Source organism: Mesorhizobium sp. 113-3-9 (genome assembly GCF_016756515.1).
Taxonomy (GTDB): domain Bacteria; phylum Pseudomonadota; class Alphaproteobacteria; order Rhizobiales; family Rhizobiaceae; genus Mesorhizobium.
In genome coordinates, this window is record NZ_AP023246.1 from 3,245,433 (window position 1) to 3,268,838 (window position 23,406).

The window sequence follows — 23,406 nt, forward strand, 5'->3', positions numbered from 1 at the left end:
GACTCGGCCGGATTTCGCTGACCGCCATCAGTTCGAACCGCCGTCGGCAACGGACGCGTTGCCTTTGGCTGCGTACCGGTCAAAGCTGCCCGCGGCGCAATTTCTAGAGCGTTTCACCATTTCATGGAAACGGCGAACCGCTCTAACTCTTTGTTTTGACGCAATTCCAGACGGAAAGCCGCTAACACTTTTCCTGGAATTGCTCTAGAGCGTCCGCCCATGACTGGAATGTTTCCTGCCACCTCCATGCCTGACCGCGATTGGTGGGAGGCGCTTTGGCCAGACCCGTCGGGGCTCTTGCTGTCGTTGGGCGTCGAGCCAGGCATGACGGCCCTGGACCTGTGTTGCGGCGATGGCTATTTCACCGCTCCGCTTGCGAAAATCGTCAGCGGCCGCGTCTATGCGCTCGATCTCGACCCGGGCATGATCGAGGCGGCCAAGGCCGAGGTGAAGCGGCTCGGCGTTTCGGTCCTGAAGTGGATTGTCGCGGATGCCGGCGAAGTCGCGGAACTGATACCGGAGAAAATCGACTTCGTGCTGATCGCCAACACCTTCCACGGAGTGCCCGACCAGCCGGCCCTCGTCAAAGCCGTCGCCCGTACGCTCAAGCCGCGCGGCCTGTTCGCGCTCGTCAATTGGCATCGGCTGCCGCGAGAGAGCACGACCGTGCTTGGTCAGCCGCGCGGCCCCAGGACGGAGATGCGCATGTCACCCGAAGCGGTGGCGGCGGTTCTGGAGGCTGCCGGTTTCCGGCTTCTGCGAATGGTCGATCTGCCGCCGTATCACTACGGGGCGGTGTTCGAACACAAGGCCGCTACCCCAGGGTGAACGCGCCGATGCTCCGGTAGAGGACATAGCCCGCGACGACAAAGATCAGGGCTGCGAAGATGCGGTTGAGCACGTTCTTGTAGGATGCCAGGCGGGTTGCCGCCAACATGCCGATCAAGCCTCCGCCAATACCGCCAACGATGAATTCGCCGGCCAACTGCCAGTCGACCATTCCCGATAGCGCGTAGTTGAAGGCCGTGGCGAGACCGAAGGCCGCGACGGCAAGCAGGGACGTGCCTATCGCATTGATCGTCGGCATTCCGGTGGCCAGGATCAGCCCGGGCACGATGAGGAAGCCGCCACCTATGCCGAAGAAGCCGGAGGCCGCGCCGGCGACGACGGCGACCGCGGCGGTCATCGCGCACATCTTGGCGTCGACGGGCCGGGCCGTGGTCGAGGCGCCGCGCCTGGGAAGGACCATCAAGCCGCCCACCACCAGCATCAGCAGCCCGAACAGGAAAAGCAGATGCGCCCCGTCGATCGACTTTCCAAGCGTCGATCCCGCCAGGGCCCCCACGGAACCCAGTGCGGCGAAGACAAGCGCGCAGCGCCACCAGACGTGACCCTTCAACGCATGGCTGCCGAAGTTCGCGAACGCGTTGGCGGCCACCGCAAGCGCGCCCGTGCCGATGGCGATGTGGGGTTGGGCTACGCCGACGACATAGAGCAGGAGCGGCGTGGCAAGGATCGATCCGCCGCCGCCGACAAGGCCAAGGGTGAAGCCGACCAGGCCGCCGGAGCCGACGGCGGCAAACAATGTACCGGTCATGATGGTCTCCTGGGAAAGAAGCGGTCATGGACAACCATTCCCGCCAGCATGAAGGCCACGAAGACCAGGGTTGGCATCAGCCCAAGCGACAGCGAAGCCAGTGCCGGGCCGGGGCAAAACCCGCCCAGGCCCCAGCCAAGGCCGAAGATCGCCGAGCCGATGACAAGAGGGGCGTCGATCCGCGCGTTCATCGGCCAATGAAAGCGATCCGCCAGCAGCGGTCGCGACATTCGCCGGATCCAGGCCATGCCCGCCATCGCAACCGCGACGGCACCGGCCAGCACGAAGGCCAGGCTCGGATCCCACGCGCCAAAGACGTCGAGAAAGCCCTGGACGCGGACAGGATCGAGCATGCCCGACAGTGCCAGGCCGAATCCGAAAAGCGTGCCCGCGGCCAAGGCGGCGGCAGGCTGCAGTTTGGTGTGTTTCACAAGACTGCTCCGCGCAGAAGCGCGACAGCCGCGATGCCGCTCGCAAGGAACGTCACGACCGCGACGATCGAACGTGGCGACAGCCGGGCCAGCCCCATCACGCCATGACCGCTGGTGCAACCCGAGCCCATCCGGGACCCAAAGCCGACCAGCAATCCCGCAAGCATCACCAATGGCAGCGACGCCGTCACGGTCACGGCCGGCCAGTGACGGAAAGCCGTGAAGTACACCACCGGGCCAAGCAGCAATCCGGCGACGAAGGCGGCGTTTGTCCGGATATCGATGCCCTGGACCGCCCTGCCGACAATCCCGCTGACGCCGGCGATCCTGCCGTTCAGCATCAGCAGGATGGCCGATGAAAGACCGATGAGGGCCCCACCAAGAAGGGATACGAGATAGGAGGTCATGGCCGACCTTCCGAACAGAAGATCGTGTAAAGTGCCGCAACCAGTCGAGCGGCCTTTTCGGCGGTCAGCCGGTAGAAGATCTGTTTGCCGTCTCGCCGCGTTTCCACAATGTTGGCGTCGCGCAACACGGTCAGTTGCTGGGAAAGGTTCGGCTGATGGATGTCGAGCCTTTCTTCCAGCTGGCTGACCGAATACTCGCCTTCGACAAGGGTGCAGACGAGCATCAGCCGCATTGGATGCGCCAGTGTCTTCAGCAAGGCCGCCACTTCACCGGCGCGCGATTCCATGGCGGCGGGCGACATGTTCACCGTATCGGGCTGGATCTCGCTCACCATACTGCTCCCGGCAACGCATCGAGGGGAAATTTCAGATAGCGCGTACCGTTTGCTTCCGGCTCCGGCATACGCCCCGCCTGGACGTTGACCTGCAGGGCATGCAGGATGAGCTTGGGCATCGGCAGCGTCCGGTCACGCGCCATGCGCAATCCGGCAAAGGCCTCTTCACTCATGCCCGCCAGGTGCGCGTTGGCACGCTTCTGTTCGCCGACCGTGCCTTCCCACCTCGGCTCGCGTCCGCCCGGCTGGTAATCATGGCCCGTGAACAGGCGGGTCTCATCCGGAAGCTTCAGGATGTCCTGGATCGATTTCCACAGGATGCGAGCGTCCCCACCGGGAAAATCGGCGCGAGCCGTGCCGCTGTCGGGCATGAAGATGGTGTCGTGGACAAACGCCGCATCGCCGATCACGTAGGTGATCGACGCCAGGGTGTGACCGGGCGAAAACATCACGCGCGCGGCTATGGAACCGACCTTGAAAGTGTCGCCGTCCGAGAACAGCCTGTCCCACTGCGAACCGTCGACACGAAGTTCGGGCCAGTTGTAGATGCCTCGCCACAGGCGCTGGACATCGACCACCCGCGCTCCGATCGCGGTCGGGGCGCCCGTCTTCTGCTTCAGATACTGGGCGGCCGAAAGGTGGTCGGCATGAGGATGGGTGTCGAGAATCCATTCGATGCTCAACCCGTTCTCGGCGACATAGGCAAGCATAGCGTCGGCGTTACGCGTCGCGGTCGCTCCGGACTTCTCGTCGAAATCAAGAACCGGATCGACAATGGCGCATTTCCGGGTATCCGGGTCCGAAACCACATATTGCACGCTTCCTGTGCGGGGATCGTAGAACCCTTTCACGTCCGGTCGCAGCCGCCTGTGCGCTTCGAGCCATCGCGACGCCGCCGACAGGTCGATGCCGAGTTTCGAGCCAAGAGCGTCGATATTCCGGGGTGACATGCGGTCATCGAGGGCCTCGCCCAGCACATAGAGGGTCAGGGCACGGGTGCCGGACTTGCAATGAGCAAAGACCGGGCCGCCGGCATCGGCCATGGCCGCCTGGAAGGCCCGCACATCCGCCTCCGTGATGGTCGGCATGGTGACGGGTATGAAGGTGTAGGAAACACCGGCGTGACCGGCCGCCTCCCGCTCGGCGGTGTTTCCGGGCTGGGAGGCCTCCTCGCCGTCAGGTCGAGCGTTGATCATTCCCGCAAACCCGTGGCCCGCAAGCGACCGGACTTCGGGAATCGAGGGCTGGGGGCCGACGCTCAGCACGTCATTTACACGGATGATGGTCATGTTCGAGCACCTGGTTCATTCAATATACAATTGCACATAATGTATAATGATGATCGATGCAAGAAGCCCGCGTGGAAATGTGCGGGGGGTTGCCGAAGGTGGTCCGCAAGCGACCTTGCGGGAGGGGGCGGGCGCTCCCCGCCTCAGAACTTGCGGGGGTCGATGCCCTTGGTGCCCGGGCCGTAGGGGCTCGGATAGATCTCGCCGATCGTCATCAGTTCGATCTCGCCGTCGAGCGTCGAACCGATGATCTTCACCTCCGGATCATCGCAGCAGAACTCCCAGATCACTTGCCGGCATTCGGCGCAGGGTACGCCCGAATAGGGACCGTGGCAGACGATGGCCTCGATCTGGCGCTCGCCCGCCGCCGCCATCTGCATCACGGCGTTGCGCTCGGCGTGGACCGATTGCTGGAGGGTGACGACCTCGACATTGCAGGCGGCGAAAAGCCGGCCCGATGCGGTGCGCACGGCCGAGCCGACCTTGTGGTTGGAGTAGGGCGTATAGGCCTTGTCGCGCGCTTGCGCCGCGGCGGTGACGAGCGCCTGGTCGGCACTTGAAAGCCTGTCGAAAGTGGTCTTCAGCATTGGTTTCTCCGCATCCGGGCTCCATCCCGCACTGATTCAGGATGGAGCCTTATCTGATTGCTTTTCCCGGTCTTTCGCTGGCTCAGGCCGGCTGCCGTTCCGATCGCGTGACAAGTCCCGCGACGAAGGGAACGACCGAGAGGATGAAGCCGACCAGCGAGGCTGGGATGCCGCCCGGCTCGCCCAGCAGCACCAGGATCGCGGTCGAGCCGGAGCCGATGACGATGGTCGCCAGCATCGACCAGGACGGAATGCGCCAGCCGAAAGTGGCCGACAGCACCGGCAGCAGCAGGCCCGGCACATAGACCGAGAAGCCGAGCATCAGGATGGTGACGATGCCGGGCACGCTGAGCGCCACGACCAGGGCGACGAGGCCGAGCACGAGCAGCAGGATGCGGCTGGTCCACAGCCTTTCCCGGTCGCTGGCGTCGGGGCGCAGCCGCGAGATCACGTCGCGCTGCAGCGTTGTGGCTGTCACCAGCAGGGTCGTGCTCGCCGTCGACATCGCCACCGCCAGGAAGGCGGCGACCAGCACGCCGATGACGCCATGCGGCAGAAGCTGCACCATCAGGTCGGGCATTGCGTTGACCGGGTTGGTGTCGGCCGGCAGCAGCGCCTTGGCGGCGACGCCGAGGAAGGTGAGGATGACGCCGAACACGGCCATGATGAGAAAGCCGTTGATCATGCCCCGGCGCGCCGTGTCGGGCGAGTTGGCGGAAAAGACGCGCTGGAAGCCGATCGTGTCGATGAAACCGGCGGGCAGGAGCAGGAACCAGACGAACAGCGTCGCCGGCGGCACGTTGGCGAACAGATTGTAGAAGCCGGGAATGTCCTTGGTCGCCTCATAGATGTGCGGCACGCCAGGCCCGAAGATGACGAACAGAGGCGCCACCACGCCGATGACGATGAGGAAGATGACGGCCTGCAGCACGTCGGTCGCCACCACGGCGAGGAAGCCGCCGAGCATGGTGTAGACGATGACGACGAGGAAGGCGACGATGGCGCCGGTCGTCGGATCCATGCCGGAGAACAGCGTGAACACCATGGAGATGCCGAACACCTGAGCCGCCGCCCAGGCGAGATAGTTCCAGCTCGTCACCAGCGAGGCGGCGACGCGCACTGAATCGGGATATTCCTGAGCGACGATGTCGGGCGTCGTCACATGCATGCGCTGGCGCACGATCTTGGCCAGGAAGATGCCCATCAACAGCAGGCCGATCGGGAAGGTGAACCACCACCAGGTTCCCGATATGCCGTAGCGCACGACCATTTCGGGCGTGCCGAACAGGCCGGCCAGGCCCGTCCAGGAGGCGAAGGCGGAGATGGTCAGCCATAGCGGCCCCATGCGCCGGCCGGCGACGATGTAGTCTTCCTCGGTCTTGATCGAGCGGGCGAAGAACAGCCCGATGCCGGTGACCGCCACGAGATAGATGGCGACGACAGCTATATCCAGATTTCCCATTTCGTACCCCTTCACATGCAAAGCCGATGGCGCGCCGTACGCCCTGGGGCGCGCCGCGCTGCTGTCCGTTGCCCCTTCTCGTGGGGGCTTGACGACCCTCTGCAAGATTTGTCACATGCAAAAATCTTTTTTGCAAGTGCTGAATCTGGATCGTGATCGGAGACTTCGAATGACCCAAGCCCAGGCCAATCCGGCGACCCCCGAGCTGGTCGAGCGCGGTGGCGCCCGCATCGCCTGGATCCGTTCGCGAATGGCGTTGCTGGCCGGACTGCGCGGGGAATTCCGCCGCACGCGGCCTTTTGCTGGCCGGCGCATCGGCGTGTCGCTGCATGTCGAGCCCAAGACGGCGGTGCTGCTGGAAGTGCTGGCCGAAGGCGGCGCCGAGATCGTCGGCACCGGCAATCACGGCTCGACGCAGGATGATGTCGTCGCCTTCCTGCAGAGCCAGGGCATCGGCATTTTCGGCCGCCGCGCCGACTCGCTCGCCGACCATCACGCCAATCTGGCGCGGGTGCTGGACGCTGAGCCCGACATGCTGCTCGACAATGGCGCCGACCTCGCCGCCGGCATCGTCGAGCGGGGCAGGGCGGCGTCCATACTGGGCGGCACCGAGGAGACGACCTCGGGCGGCGACCGGCTGCGCGGCGAACTGGCCGGCAAGGTGCCGTTCCCCTCCATCGTCATCAACGACAGCCCGCTGAAGGCGATCGGCGAGAACAAGCACGCGGTCGGCCAGTCGGTGGTGGAAAGCTTCATGCGCATCACCAACCTGATGATCCCCGGCCGGCGCTTCTGCGTCATCGGCTATGGCTGGTGCGGGCGCGGCATCGCGCAATATTTGCGGGCGCTGGGCGGCCGGGTGGCCATCGTCGAAATCGACGAGATCAAAGCGCTGGAGGCGGCACTCGACGGCTACCGCGTGGCGCCGCTCGCCGACCTCGCGCCGTGGGCGGAAGTGTTCGTCACCGCCACCGGCCGCGCTGGCGTGCTGCCGGCGCAAGCGATCGCCGTCATGCAGGATGGCGCGGTGCTGGCCAATTCCGGGCATTTCCCGTGGGAGATCGACACCGAAGGTCTCAACGCCATGACCGTGTCCGCCACCGACCTGGACGGCACGCTGCGGCGCCTCGACCTTGCCAATGGACGCCATGTCATCCTCGTTGCCGAGGGGCGCATGTTCAACCTTGCCGGCGTCGAGCCGAAGGGCAATTCGATCGAATCCATGGATATCGGCTTCATGCTGCAGGCGCTGTCGCTGGAGCGGGTGGCCAGGGGCGAGGGATTGGTTGGGGGCGCGCAGCCCGTGCCCGACGACATCAACCGGCGCATCGCCCGGCTGATGACGGCTACGATGGGGGCCGCCTTGTAACTATAGTAAGCCCTTGATTCTGGTTCTGAAGGATTGTGGGGCATGGCTGGCAAGACCGCGGAAGCGCCGGATTATTCGGTACCGGCCCTGGAAAAGGCGTTCGACATCATCGAACTGCTGGCCGAGCAGAAGGACGGGCTGAACCAGGGCCAGATTTCCGAAGCGGTCGGCCGCTCCATCCACCAGATCTATCGCGTGCTGCAGGCGCTGGAGCGGCGCGGCTACATCTTCCGCGACCGACCGGCCGGGCTCTATTTCCTGTCGCCGCGCCTTTTCGAACTGGCGCACCGGCACGAGCCGTTGCGTGGCCTCGTCCAGGCGGCGCTGCCGTCGATGCGGCGGCTTTCCGACGCCATCCAGCAATCGTGCAATCTCGGCGTCCACAATGCCGGAAGGGTGCTGATCCTGGCGCAGGTGGAAAGCCCGGCGGCGTTCGGCTTCCGTGTCCGCGTCGGTGCCGAGTTTCCGCTGTTCGGCACCGCGACAGGCCGCACGCTGATGGCGTTCCAGCCGCAGGACAGAGTCAGCCAATGGCTGCAAGCCGCTGGTATTCCTGATGAAAAGGCCGAAATGCGCGATGCGCTTGCCCGCATCCGCGCCGCCGGCCATGAGGAGGTGGCGGACGGGCTGCAGCCGGGCGTCATCGATCTTGCCTTTCCGGTCATCGGGCCGTTCGGCCAGTCGGTCGCGGCACTCACCGTGCCCTATGTGGCAACCACCTACAGCATGCTCGACCTTGCCACCGTGCGCCGCCACGCGGCGGAGGCGGCGCGGGAGATCGCGCTGGTGCTGGCGCCCGAGCCGGCGCAATGACACTGCCGGGGACATCACCGGCAAGCGGTTCCCTGTCATGTCCAACTGAGGACGATCCAGCCCAGCACCGCGTATCGCGCCGTTTTGCCGATCGTGACCAGCACAAGGAAGCTCCAGAACGGTTCGCGCAACACGCCGGCGACGACCGTGAGCGGGTCGCCGACGATCGGCAGCCAACTGGCCAGCAACGACCATCTGCCGTAGCGATGGTACCATTTAGAGGCGGATTGAAGGGCGGCCGGCGTGACCGGAAACCAGCGGCGACCCGAGAAGCGCAGGATTTCCCGGCCAAGGAACCAGTTGATCACGGCGCCCAGGACATTTCCCGCGCTGGCGACTGCGAGCAGCAGCAGGGCCGAATAGGCCTTGCTGGCCAGCATGACGGCCAGAACGGCCTCCGACTGGGCAGGAAGGATGGTGGCCGCGACCAGGGCGCTCAGGAACAGGCCGGCATAGGCGCAAAACGCAGTCAGCTGTCTACCTGTGCGGGTGGGTGCAGGATGGTGCCTCGCTACCCTCCAGGGCCGGATCTTGCAAGTGCGGTCTGTCGGATGATGCGGCGCGCGGATGCGGTTCTTTTGACGGCCAACCACGCCTGGCGTGGTCCCGGCCGCGCCGCTGCCGCGACCGCGCGGACCCTGCGCCCGTGAACGGTTCCACCGGCGCCGCGCCGATCGTCAAGGCGATCGCCATCGATGCCGAGCCGGCTGAGGTCTGGCGGGTGCTGACGACGCCCGGGATGATTCCGCAATGGATGTCGGACGAGGACCTGACCGTCAGCCTGCAGGGACATCAAGGCGGTACGATCGTGATACGCGGCGTGCTGCATGGAATGCCGTTCGAAAACCACGGCACTGTGCGGGTGTTCGAGCCGGAGAGGCGGTTCGCCTACAGCTACTGGAGCACGCTGTCGGCCTCGCGCCTGGCGGACTTGCCCGAGAACCACACCGTGGTCGGTTTCGCCCTGGCGCCGGCCGACGGCGGAACGCTGCTGACGTTGACACTCAGCGATTTCGCCGAACCGGCGATCCGCCCGCATGCCAATCTCTATTGGGGGCCGACCTTGCAGATCCTGAAGGCGGTCTGCGAAGGGCGGTCATGACGGCGGTCAGTCGGCCGGGATAAAGCGCAGGGTGCCTGCTCGGCGCGTCGGCCTGCCGGTGTCGTTCGTATGATTGACGCCATCCATGACAGGCACCTCCGGGAAATCGAATGGGCTTACCCCGTCCAGGCAAGCCACGTTCACGGCATACAGGTTCTGGTTCGAGCGTCGTTGATGATGTGTGTATATTCCGCAGCGGGAACAGAAGAAGTGCTGCGCCGATCCGGTATGGAAGCGATATGTCGTCAGGGCATCCTCCCCCTGCAGGATCCTGACCCCGCCCATTTCAGCCATGACGACGACGGCGCCTCGCATCCGGCAGTAAGAACAGGTGCAGCGGCGGATCGAATTGAACCCGTCGCTGAGCGTCGCCTCGAAACGCACCGCGCCGCAATGGCACTGGCCAGCCCGAAGGTTCGTGTCACCCACCATGTTGCCTGTGTCTCCTGTTCGGTCACTTCTACGTCGGGTCCTGGCAAGAGGACAAGAACGTCTCGGCGCCGTTAGCCGGCCAGCTGGTCGTTGCCGGCAGTGTCGTCGCCGCGGGTGATTGCCCAACGGCCTTGCACCAGAGCGCGTCGTGTCGCGCAAAATCTCTTGACTGACTGGTCACTCTTTTATAAACCGCGCTGCAAATCCAGGAGAAAACCGTGGCCAGACCGAAAAGCGAGGACAAGCGCAGCGCCATTCTGGCGGCGGCCACGCGTGTCATCGCATCACAGGGCCTGAGTGCGCCAACGGCTGTTGTCGCGAAGGAGGCGGGTGTCTCCAACGGCTCGCTGTTCACCTATTTCGAGACCAAGGCCGACCTGCTCAACCAGCTCTATGTCGAGTTGAAGACGGAGATGGCCGCCGCTTCCCTCGATGGACTTCCGACTGACGGCGACATCCGCACGCAGATGCGCCATGTGTGGTTCGGCTCGCTGCAATGGGCGACATCTTGGCCGCAAAAGCGCCGGACGCTCGCGCATCTGGCGGTCTCGGACGACATCACGCCGCAAAGCCGTGAGATCGGGCACCGGACCATGGCCGGCGTGGCGAAATTGTTGGAGCAGAGCCGCGCGGAAGGCCCCATGCGCGATGTTCCGATCGCTCTTGTCGCCACGCTGATGACAGGGGTGGCCGACGCCGTCGTCGATTTCATCATCCGGGATCCTGCCAATGCGCAGAAGCATTGCGCGGACTCGTTCGACGCGATGTGGCGCATGATCGCCTAAAAAAATTTCGCTGATTAATGACTGACTAGACAGACAATTATAAAGGAGACGCAGATGACCGGACGACCGGCTTTCGTCATCACAGGCCCGACCTCGGGCATAGGCCGCTTCACGGCACTCGAACTGGCCAAGCACGGCACCGTGGTGCTGGTTGGCCGCGACCAGCGCAAGCTCGGCGATGTGCGCAAGATCATCGCGGGACGAGGTCAGCATGCCGTGTCCGTGGTGTGCGACCTGGCCGATCCCCAGAGTGTGAGCAGGGCCGTGGCCGAGATCGTCGCACTGGATCTTCCCATGGCCGGCCTGCTCAACAATGCCGGCATCATGCCACTGGGCGCCCGGCAGAATGCGCTTGGCTGGGACCTGGCGTTCGCCACCAACCATCTCGGTCCGTTCGCGCTGACCGAAGCGCTCGTGCCGCATCTTCCCGACGGCGCCAATGTCGTCTTCATCGCCTCGGGGGTCGAAGACCCTGAACGCAGGCCGGCCCGGATTGCCGGTTTTCGCGGCGGCCGCTTTGTCAGCGTGGAAGCCAGCGCGCGCGGGGAGTGGCTGCGGGGTGGCTCGACGATGCCAGGTGCGGATGCCTACGCCACGTCGAAGCTGTGCATTCTCGCATCGGCCATGGCGTTCGCGCGCGAGACGCCGCGTCTGCGCTTCAATGCCGTCGAACCGGGATTCGCACCGGCGACCGGACTCGGACGCGATGCCAATGTGTTGCTGCGCTACCTGCTGCTGCCTGTCCTGTCGCTGGTCGCCCCTTATGTCAAATACTGGAGCACGCCAAAGCGCGCGGCCCGCGTCATAACCAAGGTCTTGCTCAATCCATCAGGGGCGACCGGCGTCTATTACGATGAGGTCGGTGAGCCTATGCTCGCCTCGACGCTTGCCCGTGACCCGCAATTCCAGGATCGCGTGGTTGCCGAGACCAGGGATTTTCTTGCCAAGGTAATAGCTTAGGCGATGAAGTTGGAGCTTCAAGCCGCCTTGGTGTGCCGGGCCAGCGCGCGGATGCGGTCGGCGACCTTGCTGTCGATCGGGTTGTAGACGGTCAGGTTCAAATCCGGCCTGCCGTCGACCGCGAAGGACGAGTATTCCAGCTCGATGTCCCCCAGTTCCGGGTGCTTCAGGCGCTTTGTTCCGTCGCCATGGGCGAGCACGTCGTTCTCCCGCCACAGGACGGCGAATTCGGGGCTGCCGTTGCACAGTTCGTCCACCAGCTGGGTTACCTCGGAGACCGCGCCGGCGCGCGCGGCGTCGGCGCGGAAGGCGCCGACCACGAAACGGGCGAGGTTTTGCCAATCGTGCTGCTTGGCGCGAATGTGGGGCGTGAGGAACATGAAGCGCAGGACGTTGCGCCGGCCGGCGGGGATGGTGCTGTAGTCGGTCAGCACGACCTCAGCGGCACGGTTCCAGGCAACGACGTCCCAGGTCGCGGTCTTGACCAGAGCGGGGCTGGCATCGAGCGTGTCGATGAGGCGTTGCAGCCGGGGGCTGACGCCTTCGTCGCCCCGGTAGCGAACCTCGGGCGGGCGCCCGAGCCCGAGCATGAAGAGATGTTCGCGCTCCGCCTCGGTCAAAAGCAGCCCCTTGGCGATGCGGTTCAGCACATCGGCCGAAGGCGCGCCGCCGCGGCCCTGTTCCAGCCATGTGTACCAGGTCGGGCTGATGTTGGCGCGCTGGGCGACCTCTTCGCGGCGCAGCCCCGGCGTGCGCCTGCGGCCGGAAAAGCCGAACGAGGCGGGGTCGAGCCGGGTGCGCCGGTCTTTCAGGAAGGCTGCGAGTGAACCGGGGGAAGGCATTCTGTCAGGCACCCTGTTAAAGATTATACCATGATAAGGTCACTACTTTAATGGAATAATAGACCGTCGATATTACGCAGGCAACCGCAGGAGATTTTGCATGCGTATCTTTTTGACCGGCGCGACCGGCTTCATCGGCTCGGCCATCGTTCCCGAACTCATCAAGGCCGGCCACCAGGTGGTCGGCGTCACCCGCTCCGAGGCAGGCGCCGAGGCACTCGCTGCGGCAGGCGCCGAGGTGCATCGCGGAACCCTCGAAGAGCCGGAGGGCCTGCGCGACGGCGCGGCGAAGGCGGACGCCGTGATCCACACGGCGTTCGACCATGACTTTTCGCGCTTTGCCGAGAATTGCGAAAAGGACAAGCGCGTCATCGCTGCACTTGGCGCGGCGCTGGCCGGATCCGACCGGCCGCTGGTGATCACGTCGGGCGTCGGCATGGGCAGCCCGGGACATGGCCAGCTGGCGGTCGAGGATGTCTTCAATCCCAGCCATCCCAACCCGCGCATCGCCTCGGAACTCGCCGGCAATGCCTTGCTGGAGGCCGGCATCAATGTGTCGGTGGTGCGCCTGCCGCAGGTGCACAATCCGGTCAAGCAGGGGCTCATCTCGCCGCTGATCGAGATCGCGCGGCAGAAAGGCGTCTCGGCCTATGTCGGCGAAGGCCGCAACCGCTTCTCCGCCGGCCATGTCCTGGACGCGGCGCGGCTCTACAGGTTGGCCGTGGAAAAGCGGCAGCCGGGCGCGCGCTATCACGCGGTCGGCGAGGAAGGCGTCGAAGTGCGCGCGATCGCCGAGGCGCTTGGCCGGGGCCTCAACCTGCCGGTCGTCTCGATCGCGCCGGAACAGGCGGCGGAGCATTTCGGCTGGATGGCAATGTTCGCCCCCATGGACCTGCCTGCCTCCAGCGCGCTGACCCAGGCACGGCTCGGCTGGCACCCGACCGGCCCGACGCTGATCGCCGATCTGGATGCGATGCGGTACTGAGGGGCATAGCACCGTTCGAGGTTGGCGGAAGCCTCCCCGACTTCGTCATCCACGGGCGAAGCAGGAGCGAAGCTCCGTCGCGGAGACCCGAGGATCCATGCCGTGACGTTGAACGAATGTGCAGCGGAGCAGAATTCTGCACCGTGGTGACACGTTGGAGTCCCGGCATGGATCCTCGGGTCTGCGCCGCGTCGCTTCGCTCCTTGCTCCGCCCGTGGATGACGACACGATGGGGGTTGGACGGAAAACCGGTTCCACCTTTTCAGGATCAGCCGGGGCTGACGGCATAGCGCAGATGGATCACCCCATGCGCCAGCGTTTCGCAAGATGTCAGCGACAGCTGCATCTTGCCGGCGAGGCCGCTTTCGCCGAACTCGACAAAGCCCTGGTTTGCCGCCCGCGCATCGAGCGCGGGGGCGATGAGAAGGCTGAGCTCATCGACAAGCCCGGCCGCGAAGAAGGAGCCGTTGATGCCGGCGCCGCCTTCGAGCAGCAGCCGGCGGATGCCGAGTTCGCGCCCGAGCACATCGAGCATTGCGGCGAGATCGAGCTCGGCCGTTTCCGACACGATGTAGGACACGCCGTCGCCGGTAAGTTCCGCCAGATGGCTGTCGGAGACGCCGTGCCCGAGCAGCACCACGACATGGTCGCCGCCGACATCCGGCTCGGCGAAGTGCAGTTTGCCGGAGGCATCGAGTGCAACCGCATAGGGTCCCGCATTGCGTTGCGCGAAATGATGCGGCCGCTCGACCTTGCCGGCATGTGCCGGCGGGTGCGCGCCGGCCTTGCTCATCTCGGCCATGGTGACGCGGCCGACGATCCAGGCGTCGCCTTCGAGGTCGCCGTGGATCTGTTCATAGAGGCCTGACCACTCGGCCCGGGTCCCGTCCGGGCTGACGGTGTAGCGGCTGGGGTGAAGGCCGCCATCGAGCGAGGCGAGCATGTGGCAGATGATGTGCGGCTTCATGCGGGTTCTCCAACTGGTGTCCAAACAAAAAGCCCGCCACCTCCTGGGCAACGGGCTTCCCGCGAAGCGCGATAGTGTCTGGCTACCACCATCAATTGGTGCGGCGAGGCACCCTGTCAACCGGCCACGGGCCGTGTGACGGCGGCCAAAGGAATCGCAATCAATCGATCTGCGGCGGCGGTGAGAGTGGTATCGGCTCGGCGGCGAGCGCACCAAGTTTACCGCGCCTGACTATCCGCGGCGGCTCATAAGTCTTTTTCATGCTGGGAATCCCCGTTGGCCCTCAAACCGCGCTAAACTGCCGGGCCGATGGCGATTGTCAACCCGCCTGACAGAAGTTACCCGGTTGGTTAGCCTCTGTTGCCCAAACGCAATAGTGCGGTATCCCGGAGCACCGCCAGCCATGCATTGTCATGGCGGATTGCGCTCTGGCCGATGTGTTCCAGATGATGCAAGGTCGGCCCGCGCTTGCCCGCCGGGAATCCAAAAATCCGACAATTCCGATAATTCGTCGTCCGGCACTGTTATATCGATGTTGCACAAATGGTTGACCCTGGGTTAGCATCCCTTTGCTGATGCCGATGGGAGGCAGTTTTTTGCAACGGCGATCAGCTGGAGCGGCATGCGCCATCGGGCGCAAGGAGGATGCTCCAACACTTTGAACCGACGCATGATCCCTTCCTGAAACCGTCCCGGTTTCCGGGGCCGTGCGTTCTTGTGGAGGAGGATCAACCATGAACAGACGTGAATTCCTGATGACGTCCGTGGCCGCGGGCGCGATGGTGCTGGCCGCACGTTCGGCGTTCGCCGAGGACAAGCTCACCATACTGGGCTCGGTGCCCAATCTCGGCTTTCCGTTCTTCGTGCACATGTTGAACGAGATCAAGGCGGAAGCGCAGGCGCAGGGCGTCAACCTGACCGAGAGCGACGGCCAGAACTCGGCCACCAAGCAGACCGCCGACATCGAGGCGGCCCTGGTGCAGAAGGTCAACGCCATCGTGATTTCGCCGCTCGACGTCAACGCGCTGGCGCCGGCCATCGAGGAAGCGGTCAAGGCCGGCGTTCCCGTGGTGACGATCGACCGTCGCGTCGACGGTGTCCAGGGCATACTGGCCCATGTCGGCGCCGACAATGTGAAGGGCGGCGAGGCGGAAGCGCAGGCGGTCGTGGCTGCGTTCCCAAATGGCGCCAAGCTGTTCCACCTGCAGGGCCAGCCGGGTGCCGGTCCGGCCATCGACCGCAACAAGGGCGTCCACAATGTGCTCGATCCCCTGAAGGACAAGTACCAGATCATCTTCGAGCAGACCGCCAACTTCGCCCGCGCCGAGGCGCTGTCGGTGACGGAAGCCGGCCTTGCCGCCAACGGCAAGCCGGACGCCATCATTTGCGCCAATGACGACATGGCGCTCGGCGCGCTCGAGGCGTGCGCGGCGCGCAACTTCACCGACGTCAAGATCTACGGCTTCGACGCGCTGCCGGAAGCGCTGGTCGCGGTCCGCGACGGCAAGCTCGCCGGCACGGTCGAACAGTTCCCCGGCCAGCAGTCGCGCACCGCCGTGCAGATCGCGGTTGCCTACGCCAAGAACAAGACCGAGCCGAAGGAGAAGCTGGTGCTGCTGACGCCGATCGTCATCGGCAAGGACAATCTCGACAAGGCCGAGAGGCTGAACGAGACGAAGTAAGGCCGATTGGCAAGGTTGGCGGGACAGCGCCCCCCTCTGTCCTGCTGGACATCTCCCCCACTTGGGGGGAGATCGGCAACTTATTCGACCGCGCCTTTCTTGCGACGTTTGAGATTGGCGAAAGCCGGCGTGACATCCAATCTCCCCCCTCGTGGGGGAGATGTCCGGCAGGACAGAGGGGGGCGCTGTCCCGCTGCCTGCTGTAATCCGGGAGCAACCCTTGCCAGCTGATGCCGCACCTGTCCTGCTTGCCGTCGAAGCGGTCACCAAGCATTTCGCCGGTGTCACCGCGCTCAGCGACGTCTCCCTCGATGTTCGCCCCGGCGAAATCCTCGGCCTGCTCGGCGAAAACGGTGCCGGCAAATCGACGCTGCTGAAAATCCTGTCCGGCGTCATGCCGCCTTCCAGCGGCCGCATCACTTTCGATGGCGTCGACTACGCGCCATCCAGCCCGCAGGATGCCAAGCGGCTCGGCATCGTCACCATCTACCAGGAGCTCAGCCTGATCCCGACGCTGACGGTGGCGGAGAACATTTTCATCGGCCGTGCGCCGGTCGGGCCGTTCGGGCTGGTGAGCTGGCGCAAGATGGAGGATGACTCTCGCGCGATCATCGCCCGCGTCGGGCTCTCCATCGATCCGATGACGCCGGTCTCGGCGCTGTCGGTGGCCGAACAGCAGCTGGTCGAGATTGCCCGCGCGCTGTCGCTGAAAAGCCGGCTGATCATCATGGACGAGCCGACCTCGGCGCTGACCGAGACCGAGGTGCAGCGGCTTTTGTCGATCATGGACCGGCTGCGCCAGGACAAGGTCGCCATCATGTTCGTCACCCACCGGCTGGAGGAGGCGTCCGCCATCTGCGACCGCATGACGGTGCTGCGCGACGGCCGGCTGGCCGGGCATCTCGACCGCGACCAGGGGCGACCGATCCAGTTGCCGCGCATCATCGAGAAGATGGTCGGCCGCGCGGCTTCCGAACTTTACGCGCGACCCGCGCAGCGCGCGGTGGCCGGCGATGTCGTGTTGTCGGTGCGCGGCCTGCGCACCGTGCGCGACCCGGAGGCGCCGCATGCCATCGTGCTCGACGGCGTCGACATCGACCTCAAGGCGGGCGAGATCCTCGGCGTCGCCGGGCTTGTCGGTTCCGGCCGCACGGAGCTGGCGCGCGCCATCTTCGGGGCCGACCGCATCGCGGCGGGCACGATCACGCTTGAGGGCAAATCCATCGCACCGGCCTCGCCGGCCGACGCCATTGCGCTCGGCATCGGCCTGGTGCCGGAGGACCGCAAGCACCAGGCGATCTTTGCAGCCCTCGGCATTTTGCCGAATTTCTCCGTCGCTTCGCTTGGCACATTCAGCAACGGTTTCGGCTTCATGGCCGAGCGGCGCGAGCGCGATGCGCTTTCGGGTTTCAGGAAAATGCTGTCGATCCGCATGGCCTCCGCCGAGCAGGCGATCGAAGGCCTGTCGGGCGGCAACCAGCAGAAGGTGATCCTGGCGCGCTGGCTGGCACGCGATCCCAAAGTGCTGATCGTCGATGAGCCGACGCGCGGCGTCGATGTCGGCGCCAAGGCGGAGGTGCACCAGATCCTGGTGCAATTGGCGGCGCGCGGCATCGCGGTGATGATGATCTCGTCCGAACTGCCCGAGGTTCTGGCGGTGTCGGACCGCATCGTCACCATGCGGCGGGGGCGCATCACCGGCGAAATGCCTGGCGTCGAGGCAAACGAGGAAAAACTGATGGAACTGATGGCGCTCGACAGCCAAGATGCGCTGAGCCAGGACGCGCAGGAACAGCCAGCGGAGGGGCAGTCACGATGAGCATCGCCGAAGAGCAGAGCCAGCGCGGCGGCGCGACGATCGCGCGGCTGTTGATGAGTTTCGGGCCGCTGCTGTTCCTGGCGGCGCTGGTTATCGTGTTCACCGTGCTGAAGCCGAGCTTCATCGATCCGATCAATCTGTTCAACATCACGCGCCAGATCTCGATCACCGGGCTGATCGCGCTCGGCATGACCTTCGTCATCCTCACCGCCGGCATCGACCTGTCGGTCGGCTCGCTGCTGGCCTTTTGCGGCATGGTGGCCGCCGTCGTCGCCAAGGGCGGGGCGGCCAACACGCTGTCGCTGTCGACATCAGGCACGCAGGGCTATGGCTGGTTCGCCGCGCTGCTCGCCGCCGTCATCGTCGGTGCCGCCGCCGGCGGCGTGCAGGGGCTTGCCATCACCCGGCTGAAAGTACCGCCTTTCGTCGTCACGCTGGGCGGGCTGACGGTGTTTCGCGGGCTGACGCTGACCATCTCCAATGGCGGCCCGATCTCCGGCTTCGACGCCTCGATGCGCTGGTTCGGTACGGGCCTGATCGGGCCGGTGCCGGTGCCGGCGATCATCTTCGCCATCGCCGCCATCCTGTGCCACATCGTGCTGCGCTACACACGCTATGGCCGCGCCGTCTATGCCGTTGGCGGCAATGCGGAGGCGGCACGCCTGTCCGGCCTGCGCGTCGACCGCATCCTGGTCTCGGTCTATGTCATCGTCGGCTTCTTCGCCGGCCTTGCCGCCTTCGTGCTGTCGGCCAGGCTGAACTCTTCCGAAGCGGTGGCAGGCATCGGCTATGAGCTGACGGTCATCTCCGCCGTCGTCATCGGCGGCACCTCGCTGTTCGGCGGCATCGGCTCGGTGGGCGGCACAGTGGTGGGCGCGGCGTTGATCGGCGTGCTGCAGAACGGGCTGCAGTTCAATAACGTCTCGTCCTACACGCAAAGCATCGTGATCGGGCTCATCCTGATCCTGGCGGTGGCGTTCGACAGGTGGCTGAAATCGAGGGTGAGAAGGTAGGGGCGAGAGGTCAGCGCGAGGCGCCCCCCTCTGTCCTGCCGGACATCTCCCCCACAAGGGGGGAGATCGGATGCCATGACGGCCTTCGCCAATTTTCAGCGCTGAAGAAAAAGCGATGCCGACGAAACTGCCAATCTCCCCCCTTGTGGGGGAGATGTCCGGCAGGACAGAGGGGGGCGCCTCGCACCAGCCGAAATCCATTTCACCCCGGCAGCTTCTCCTCGATGATCCGCGCCGACCCCGGGACCAGCTGCCCGGCGTGATCAAAGCGCAACACCACCACCCAGTTGAAGACATCGCCGGGCCATTTGCCGTTCGGCAGCAGCGCCTTGGGGTCGGCGCCGAAGGCCTTGATGAGTTTTCCCAGCTCGCCGTGATGCCAGGCGATCAGGATCGACTTGCCGTGGGTTTCGGTGGCGAGCGCCGCGACGAGGGCTTTGACGTCCTTGTCGGCAAAGCGCTGGTCGATGGGCAGTTTCAAGGCTTCGGAGAGCGGCGTCAGCGTCAGCCGTTCGCGCGCACTGTTTTTGGAATCGGTACTGGCCACCAGCATATTGGGCCGGAACGGCGTGCCGTCGAGCATGAAGGGCTGGAAATAGGCGACATAGGCCTGCGCGCGGGCTTCGCCTTCGGGCGACAGGCCGGTGCCGCCGTCGGGCTTTTCGCCATGGCGCACGATCAGCACGGTGGCGTCGGCAAGCCCTGATGTGCTGTCGCCGCCGGCATGGGCGGATAGGGCAAGCGCCAGCATCCACAGGGCGGCGAGAACAGTGCGAGTCATGGCGGGTCCCTCGGGCGCATTTCGAGGCACCAATCAGCGCAGCAATCCGACGGAATCAGGGCCGGGGCGGTGCCAAGCCAGCCGGGTGGTCAAGACGCCTGGGCTCAAGCCGCTTCGAGCGCCCACAGGCGGTGGCCGTAGCGGCGGAAGAAGCGCGCCAGGAGGCGCTGCTGCCTGGCCCTGGCGAGGTCGGGCAGGCGCCGCTCCTGGCGCCAGCGCGGCATGGCGCGCCAGAAGGCGATGAAGCGGGTGGTGTCCTCGATGGCCTCGTCGGCCGACAGCGCCGGGCCGATCGCGGCCAGGAACAGCAGCTCGGACTGTTTCAGCGCGTCAATGAGGGCCTTGCGCCGAAAATGGTCCTGGCGAGCCTGCGCGATGCCGCTGCGGCGGATCGCCTCGAAGGCTTCGAGCAAAGCAGGGCTGTCGCCGGTGTAACCGCAGGCGCGGGCGAAATCGGCGGCATCCATCGTTGCTCCCGGGTCTGTGCGGCAGGCGACTCACATTTATCTGGATATATAAGCATAACTCAAAAAACTATAGAAGAGAAACTTTTGGCCAAGTGTGAAAACTGCGACTCGACTCCGGGCTCAAAAGGCAGGAATATACGAACAAATCAGGAACAAATGGGGTGGAGAGGCAATGGCATTGCCGGGCAGGAAACCAGTTATCGCGCATGTCGTCTCGATATCGGTCGAGTGCGCCGATTGCGGCCGCAACAGGTGGTGGAAACCCGATGAACTCCGGCGCTTCGGGGTGACGGGCAGCACGCCGCTGGCGGAGCTTTCGGGACGCATCGTCTGCTCGGCCTGCCGCGCCGACGGGCTGCCGGGCACGGCGGTGTCGATCCAGGCCGCGTTCATCGACGAGCGCCAGCGGGTGCGCAGCGAAGCGCAGATGCTGAGCGAGCGCGAGGTGCTGGTGGAGGCGAGGCGGGCTTGAGGGCGGGGCGCAGGCGCTGGTTCTTCCTTCTCCCGCAAGGGGAGAAGGAAAAACCGCCCAGCCCCTAATAGCCCAGCAATTCCTTCAGCGGGATAACCCGCCAGACATGCTTGATCGCGTAGCGGTTGAAGGTGATTGTCTTGGGCGGATTGTACTGCTCGACCACCAGCTCGCCCGCCGTGCGTTTGACCAGCTTCTTGATGAAGGCCTTGCCGTTGCGCTCGTTTTCTTCCGGAAACGTCTCGATCACCACATGGTCGCCGGGCACGGCGTCGCGGCCGCCGCAGTAGATGAGGTCGCCGGGCTCGTAGCGCGGCACCATGGAATCGGAGAGCACATGCAGCGCGAAGACCTTCGGCAGGTGGCGCACGCCCGGCGGGCGCTGCACGTAGCCGGCAGGCTCGCCGTTGAAGGTGAAGTCGCCGTCATCACCGCCAACAGCGGCGCCCAGCACCTCGATATCCATTGATCCGGCGGGCATCGGGCCGGCATCGGTGACGATCTCGGCGTCGGCCACCGGGCCGGCATCGTCGAGGAAGACGACATGCCCCTGGCCCAGCGCCACCGGGTCGACGCGGAGGAAAGCGGCGGTCTTCAACAGGTTCTCGGTCTTGGGCAGGTTGCGCCCGGTTTCCCAATTGCCGACGGCGGCGACATCGGTGTCGTTGTGCTCGGCTATGTGGCGCATGACCAGGCCGCGCTGCTTGCGTGCCTGGCGTATCGCCGCCCCGACCTTGATCGACAGTTCCGTTTTTGCCATGGCGCCCATGTGAGCGATGAAAGCGGCTCTCGTCTATGAAAGAATGACTTGCATCTATTTTTGAGTTATGCTTATATCTGGCCATGCAAAACCTGTCCAGCTTTCATGGCGCGGTAGCGCCGGCCTCCCGCGAGGCGCATCCGGCGACCGAAGTCGCCAGCCATTCCCTTCCGTCCCGGCCGTCCTCCTCCCCGGCCGGGGCGAAGCCCGAGCGCTTTGATGCCTCGGGTCCGGCCCGCCCGTCACCGGCGGCCGGAACGGCCGGAGCCGCCGCTCCCCTCGGCTCCGGCCCCCCATTCGACCGGCACGCCGCCGGTCCCTATGCGCGCTCCTGCATCCACACGCAGGACGGCACCGTCATCCTGTTCGAGCCGATGACGGGCAGGGCGGTTTCCGCCCCCGACAGAAAGACAGCGGAGGCGCGGCTGACGCGCCTGAGCGCCGGGCACTCGATCCGCTCCGGCTGATTGCGGCCCGCAGGCCGGCTTCCGAACCGAACACCCCTGACAGTGGCCCGAACCGGGCCTGAACCCTGACGCCTGGCCGACGGCGCACTCCCGAGTGCTGCCGAAGGCGGAGCCCTGGATGGAGCCTGGACATGGCAAGCTACCGCGACGCCGAATTGCAAGAGATCGCCCGCTGGCTGAAGGATGGGCTTTCGGCCTCGCGGATCGCGACGGCGTTCAGCGCGCTGCGCGGCAGTCCGGTCTCGCGCAACGCCATCATCGGCATCGTGCACCGCAACGCCATGCTGGGCGCGATCGGCTTTGCCAATGGCCGGTCGCCGGGTGCCGAACGGGCAATGCGCAAGCCGGTGATTGCAAAGCCGGCGAAGGGCAAGGCCGATGGCAAGGCGGCCGCCGGGGGAAGGGCGTACGCCGCCAAGGCCGCCGTCGCGCGCAAGAACAAGGTCCGGGCGAGGCACGAATCGTCGCCGGCCTGGCTGCCGCCGCGCTTGTTCGTGCGCGAGGTGGGCGTGCTGATCGCCGATGGCGAAGCTTACCGTTTCAAGGTGCCTGCGCCCCAGCGCGGACCCGTCGGCCGCCAGCCGCATGGGGTGGCGATGCGCTTCATCGACTGCCTGTTTTCCCGCTGCCGGGCGCCGCTCGACCTGACATTGGAGGAGGATCCGCAAAACGATGCGCCGGGCGGACGGCCGGGCGCCGAGATGCTGTGCTGCGGCATGCGCACGAAGGCATTGAAGAGCTATTGCAGCTACCACCAGGCCCGATTTCAGCGCCGGGTCTGCACGTGAGCCTATTTCGGCATCTGGCGCCCCTGTTTGGGCATGCGGCTCTGCACCGTGCGTGCCTCCAGCCTCATGGCCGGGCCGCTGTCGGCAACCAGAATGCCGGTGACGCGGGCGAAGCCGGTGAACACTTTTATCGCGTCGGATTCGGATATCTGCGCCGCGATCGCGGCGCTGCAGGCGTTGAGCGCGCTGCGGTAGACATGGCCGCGCCGCTCGATTGGCCAGCGCTGCAGGAAATCGGCGGCGTCGCTGACGCTGTCGATCTCCTCGACATGTCCGTCCATCGACACTTTAAGCGGCACTCCGGTTTTCATCGTACCCACGGCATTCACCTTCGCTCTGGGCGCGGCTTTCAAGCCTGCGCTTATAAACGCGCGAGACCGTCAGGCGGTTGCATCGCCTTCGTGCCTGCTTCAGGGGTTGGCGGCGGCGTCGAGCCAGTCATGCGCTCGGCTTCGCGGCTTGACCACCAATATGCCTTGTTGCCCGGCGGCGCCGGTGAAGGCTTCGAAGGCGGTGCGCGGGCAGCAATTGCCCTCGATCGCCTGCCTGACCAGCCGCGCGGCGTCGAGAAAGGCGGGTGCTGTCTTGTCTGGCCACTGGTGCTGCAACGCCGTTTCGGCTTCGGCCACCGACCCCACCAGCATGGTCTTGTTGTCGCAAAAGCGCAGCGTAACCGGTATGAAAGCTGTCATCGGCAAACCTCCCCTTGGCGTGGACGCGTCATAACGTGCGGGCCGGCGGCTGGTTCCATCAGCATGCGTGCAGATATGGGGCCGGCATGAGCGAGCGGCCCT

Annotated in this window: 29 protein-coding genes; 13 read left to right on the forward strand and 16 right to left on the reverse strand. The window is 65.3% G+C overall.

Going from position 1 to position 23,406, the window contains the following annotated elements; translation table 11 throughout:
* Positions 1-219 precede the first annotated feature (219 nt).
* Positions 220-828, forward strand: coding sequence for a class I SAM-dependent methyltransferase (locus MesoLj_RS15730; RefSeq protein ID WP_202326613.1), 609 nt, complete (start codon positions 220-222; stop codon positions 826-828).
* Here the strand turns inward: MesoLj_RS15730 and MesoLj_RS15735 are convergent.
* From MesoLj_RS15735 to MesoLj_RS15765, 7 genes are all read right to left on the reverse strand, one after another.
* Positions 815-1,597, reverse strand: coding sequence for a sulfite exporter TauE/SafE family protein (locus MesoLj_RS15735; RefSeq protein WP_202326614.1), 783 nt, complete (start codon positions 1,595-1,597; stop codon positions 815-817). The two genes, MesoLj_RS15730 and MesoLj_RS15735, sit on opposite strands and share 14 nt — an antisense overlap.
* Positions 1,594-2,028, reverse strand: coding sequence for a YeeE/YedE family protein (locus MesoLj_RS15740; RefSeq protein WP_202326615.1), 435 nt, complete (start codon positions 2,026-2,028; stop codon positions 1,594-1,596). Before MesoLj_RS15740 ends, MesoLj_RS15735 begins: the two co-directional genes overlap by 4 nt.
* Positions 2,025-2,435 (reverse strand): YeeE/YedE family protein, encoded by a 411-nt coding sequence (locus MesoLj_RS15745; RefSeq protein WP_202326616.1) that lies wholly within the window; start codon positions 2,433-2,435, stop codon positions 2,025-2,027. Before MesoLj_RS15745 ends, MesoLj_RS15740 begins: the two co-directional genes overlap by 4 nt.
* Positions 2,432-2,770 (reverse strand): sulfite-sensing transcriptional repressor BigR, encoded by a 339-nt coding sequence (bigR, locus tag MesoLj_RS15750; protein WP_202326617.1) that lies wholly within the window; start codon positions 2,768-2,770, stop codon positions 2,432-2,434. Before bigR ends, MesoLj_RS15745 begins: the two co-directional genes overlap by 4 nt.
* Entirely contained in the window at positions 2,764-4,059 is a 1,296-nt protein-coding gene (gene blh, locus MesoLj_RS15755) for a bifunctional sulfur transferase/dioxygenase Blh (protein ID WP_202326618.1), read from the reverse strand. Before blh ends, bigR begins: the two co-directional genes overlap by 7 nt.
* Before the next feature lie 143 nt (positions 4,060-4,202).
* Positions 4,203-4,646: a cytidine deaminase gene (locus MesoLj_RS15760; protein ID WP_056571043.1), complete on the reverse strand. Its 444-nt coding sequence runs from the start codon at positions 4,644-4,646 to the stop codon at positions 4,203-4,205.
* 82 nt (positions 4,647-4,728) lie between these two features.
* Positions 4,729-6,108, reverse strand: coding sequence for a sodium:solute symporter family protein (locus tag MesoLj_RS15765; protein WP_202326619.1), 1,380 nt, complete (start codon positions 6,106-6,108; stop codon positions 4,729-4,731).
* Positions 6,109-6,277: 169 nt separating this feature from the next.
* On the opposite strand from MesoLj_RS15765, the gene MesoLj_RS15770 reads away from it, so the two are divergent.
* Both MesoLj_RS15770 and MesoLj_RS15775 read left to right on the forward strand, forming a co-directional pair.
* Positions 6,278-7,477, forward strand: coding sequence for an adenosylhomocysteinase (locus MesoLj_RS15770; RefSeq protein ID WP_202326620.1), 1,200 nt, complete (start codon positions 6,278-6,280; stop codon positions 7,475-7,477).
* 42 nt (positions 7,478-7,519) lie between these two features.
* Positions 7,520-8,290: an IclR family transcriptional regulator gene (locus tag MesoLj_RS15775; protein ID WP_202326621.1), complete on the forward strand. Its 771-nt coding sequence runs from the start codon at positions 7,520-7,522 to the stop codon at positions 8,288-8,290.
* Between the two features lie 35 nt (positions 8,291-8,325).
* Here the strand turns inward: MesoLj_RS15775 and MesoLj_RS15780 are convergent, their stop codons facing one another.
* Positions 8,326-8,763, reverse strand: coding sequence for a YqaA family protein (locus MesoLj_RS15780; RefSeq protein WP_140774724.1), 438 nt, complete (start codon positions 8,761-8,763; stop codon positions 8,326-8,328).
* A gap of 173 nt (positions 8,764-8,936) precedes the next feature.
* On the opposite strand from MesoLj_RS15780, the gene MesoLj_RS15785 reads away from it, so the two are divergent.
* Entirely contained in the window at positions 8,937-9,392 is a 456-nt protein-coding gene (locus tag MesoLj_RS15785; protein ID WP_202326622.1) for an SRPBCC family protein, read from the forward strand.
* A gap of 6 nt (positions 9,393-9,398) precedes the next feature.
* Here MesoLj_RS15785 and MesoLj_RS15790 read toward each other — a convergent pair whose 3' ends face one another.
* Positions 9,399-9,824 carry a GFA family protein gene (locus MesoLj_RS15790; RefSeq protein ID WP_202326623.1) on the reverse strand — a complete coding sequence of 142 codons (426 nt, stop codon included), beginning with the start codon at positions 9,822-9,824 and terminating at the stop codon, positions 9,399-9,401.
* Between the two features lie 218 nt (positions 9,825-10,042).
* Between MesoLj_RS15790 and MesoLj_RS15795 the strand changes: the two genes are divergently transcribed.
* Both MesoLj_RS15795 and MesoLj_RS15800 read left to right on the forward strand, forming a co-directional pair.
* Complete coding sequence (locus MesoLj_RS15795) at positions 10,043-10,609, forward strand: TetR/AcrR family transcriptional regulator (RefSeq protein ID WP_202326624.1); 567 nt, start codon at positions 10,043-10,045, stop codon at positions 10,607-10,609.
* A gap of 54 nt (positions 10,610-10,663) precedes the next feature.
* Positions 10,664-11,569 carry an SDR family NAD(P)-dependent oxidoreductase gene (locus MesoLj_RS15800; RefSeq protein WP_202326625.1) on the forward strand — a complete coding sequence of 302 codons (906 nt, stop codon included), beginning with the start codon at positions 10,664-10,666 and terminating at the stop codon, positions 11,567-11,569.
* Between the two features lie 17 nt (positions 11,570-11,586).
* On the opposite strand, the gene MesoLj_RS15805 is transcribed toward MesoLj_RS15800, so the two are convergent.
* A complete protein-coding gene (locus MesoLj_RS15805; RefSeq protein ID WP_202326626.1) occupies positions 11,587-12,411 on the reverse strand; it encodes a helix-turn-helix transcriptional regulator in 825 nt (274 codons plus the stop codon).
* 100 nt (positions 12,412-12,511) lie between these two features.
* On the opposite strand from MesoLj_RS15805, the gene MesoLj_RS15810 reads away from it, so the two are divergent.
* Positions 12,512-13,396: an SDR family oxidoreductase gene (locus MesoLj_RS15810; protein WP_202326627.1), complete on the forward strand. Its 885-nt coding sequence runs from the start codon at positions 12,512-12,514 to the stop codon at positions 13,394-13,396.
* Between the two features lie 268 nt (positions 13,397-13,664).
* Here MesoLj_RS15810 and MesoLj_RS15815 read toward each other — a convergent pair whose 3' ends face one another.
* Entirely contained in the window at positions 13,665-14,363 is a 699-nt protein-coding gene (locus MesoLj_RS15815; RefSeq protein ID WP_202326628.1) for a RibD family protein, read from the reverse strand.
* 734 nt (positions 14,364-15,097) lie between these two features.
* On the opposite strand from MesoLj_RS15815, the gene MesoLj_RS15820 reads away from it, so the two are divergent.
* The 3 genes from MesoLj_RS15820 to MesoLj_RS15830 all read left to right on the forward strand — a co-directional run bounded on the left by MesoLj_RS15820 (position 15,098) and on the right by MesoLj_RS15830 (position 18,877).
* Positions 15,098-16,045 (forward strand): substrate-binding domain-containing protein, encoded by a 948-nt coding sequence (locus tag MesoLj_RS15820; protein ID WP_140774100.1) that lies wholly within the window; start codon positions 15,098-15,100, stop codon positions 16,043-16,045.
* A gap of 220 nt (positions 16,046-16,265) precedes the next feature.
* Positions 16,266-17,864, forward strand: a complete 1,599-nt coding sequence (locus tag MesoLj_RS15825; protein WP_202326629.1) for a sugar ABC transporter ATP-binding protein — start codon at positions 16,266-16,268, stop codon at positions 17,862-17,864.
* The gene (locus MesoLj_RS15830) at positions 17,861-18,877 is read left to right on the forward strand and encodes an ABC transporter permease (RefSeq protein WP_056571062.1); all 1,017 of its coding nucleotides are present in this window, start codon (positions 17,861-17,863) and stop codon (positions 18,875-18,877) included. Before MesoLj_RS15825 ends, MesoLj_RS15830 begins: the two co-directional genes overlap by 4 nt.
* Before the next feature lie 202 nt (positions 18,878-19,079).
* On the opposite strand, the gene MesoLj_RS15835 is transcribed toward MesoLj_RS15830, so the two are convergent.
* Together MesoLj_RS15835 and MesoLj_RS15840 are read right to left on the reverse strand one after the other, a co-directional pair.
* Entirely contained in the window at positions 19,080-19,658 is a 579-nt protein-coding gene (locus MesoLj_RS15835) for a flagellar basal body-associated protein FliL (RefSeq protein ID WP_244735449.1), read from the reverse strand.
* Positions 19,659-19,762: 104 nt separating this feature from the next.
* On the reverse strand, positions 19,763-20,125 hold the full coding sequence (locus tag MesoLj_RS15840) for a hypothetical protein (protein WP_202326630.1): 363 nt from the start codon (positions 20,123-20,125) through the stop codon (positions 19,763-19,765).
* A gap of 172 nt (positions 20,126-20,297) precedes the next feature.
* Between MesoLj_RS15840 and MesoLj_RS15845 the strand changes: the two genes are divergently transcribed.
* Complete coding sequence (locus tag MesoLj_RS15845) at positions 20,298-20,597, forward strand: hypothetical protein (protein ID WP_140774096.1); 300 nt, start codon at positions 20,298-20,300, stop codon at positions 20,595-20,597.
* Positions 20,598-20,661: 64 nt separating this feature from the next.
* Here the strand turns inward: MesoLj_RS15845 and MesoLj_RS15850 are convergent, their stop codons facing one another.
* Entirely contained in the window at positions 20,662-21,366 is a 705-nt protein-coding gene (locus tag MesoLj_RS15850; RefSeq protein ID WP_202326631.1) for an XRE family transcriptional regulator, read from the reverse strand.
* A 74-nt stretch (positions 21,367-21,440) separates the two neighbouring features.
* Here MesoLj_RS15850 and MesoLj_RS15855 point away from each other — a divergent pair, with 74 nt between their 5' ends.
* Complete coding sequence (locus tag MesoLj_RS15855) at positions 21,441-21,824, forward strand: hypothetical protein (RefSeq protein ID WP_202326632.1); 384 nt, start codon at positions 21,441-21,443, stop codon at positions 21,822-21,824.
* Positions 21,825-21,955: 131 nt separating this feature from the next.
* Positions 21,956-22,612 carry a GcrA cell cycle regulator gene (locus MesoLj_RS15860; protein ID WP_202326633.1) on the forward strand — a complete coding sequence of 219 codons (657 nt, stop codon included), beginning with the start codon at positions 21,956-21,958 and terminating at the stop codon, positions 22,610-22,612.
* Between the two features lie 2 nt (positions 22,613-22,614).
* Here the strand turns inward: MesoLj_RS15860 and MesoLj_RS15865 are convergent, their stop codons facing one another.
* The gene (locus MesoLj_RS15865; RefSeq protein ID WP_056572073.1) at positions 22,615-22,923 is read right to left on the reverse strand and encodes a DUF982 domain-containing protein; all 309 of its coding nucleotides are present in this window, start codon (positions 22,921-22,923) and stop codon (positions 22,615-22,617) included.
* Between the two features lie 99 nt (positions 22,924-23,022).
* Positions 23,023-23,304 (reverse strand): DUF982 domain-containing protein, encoded by a 282-nt coding sequence (locus MesoLj_RS15870; protein ID WP_140774091.1) that lies wholly within the window; start codon positions 23,302-23,304, stop codon positions 23,023-23,025.
* Between the last annotated feature and the right edge of the window lie 102 nt (positions 23,305-23,406).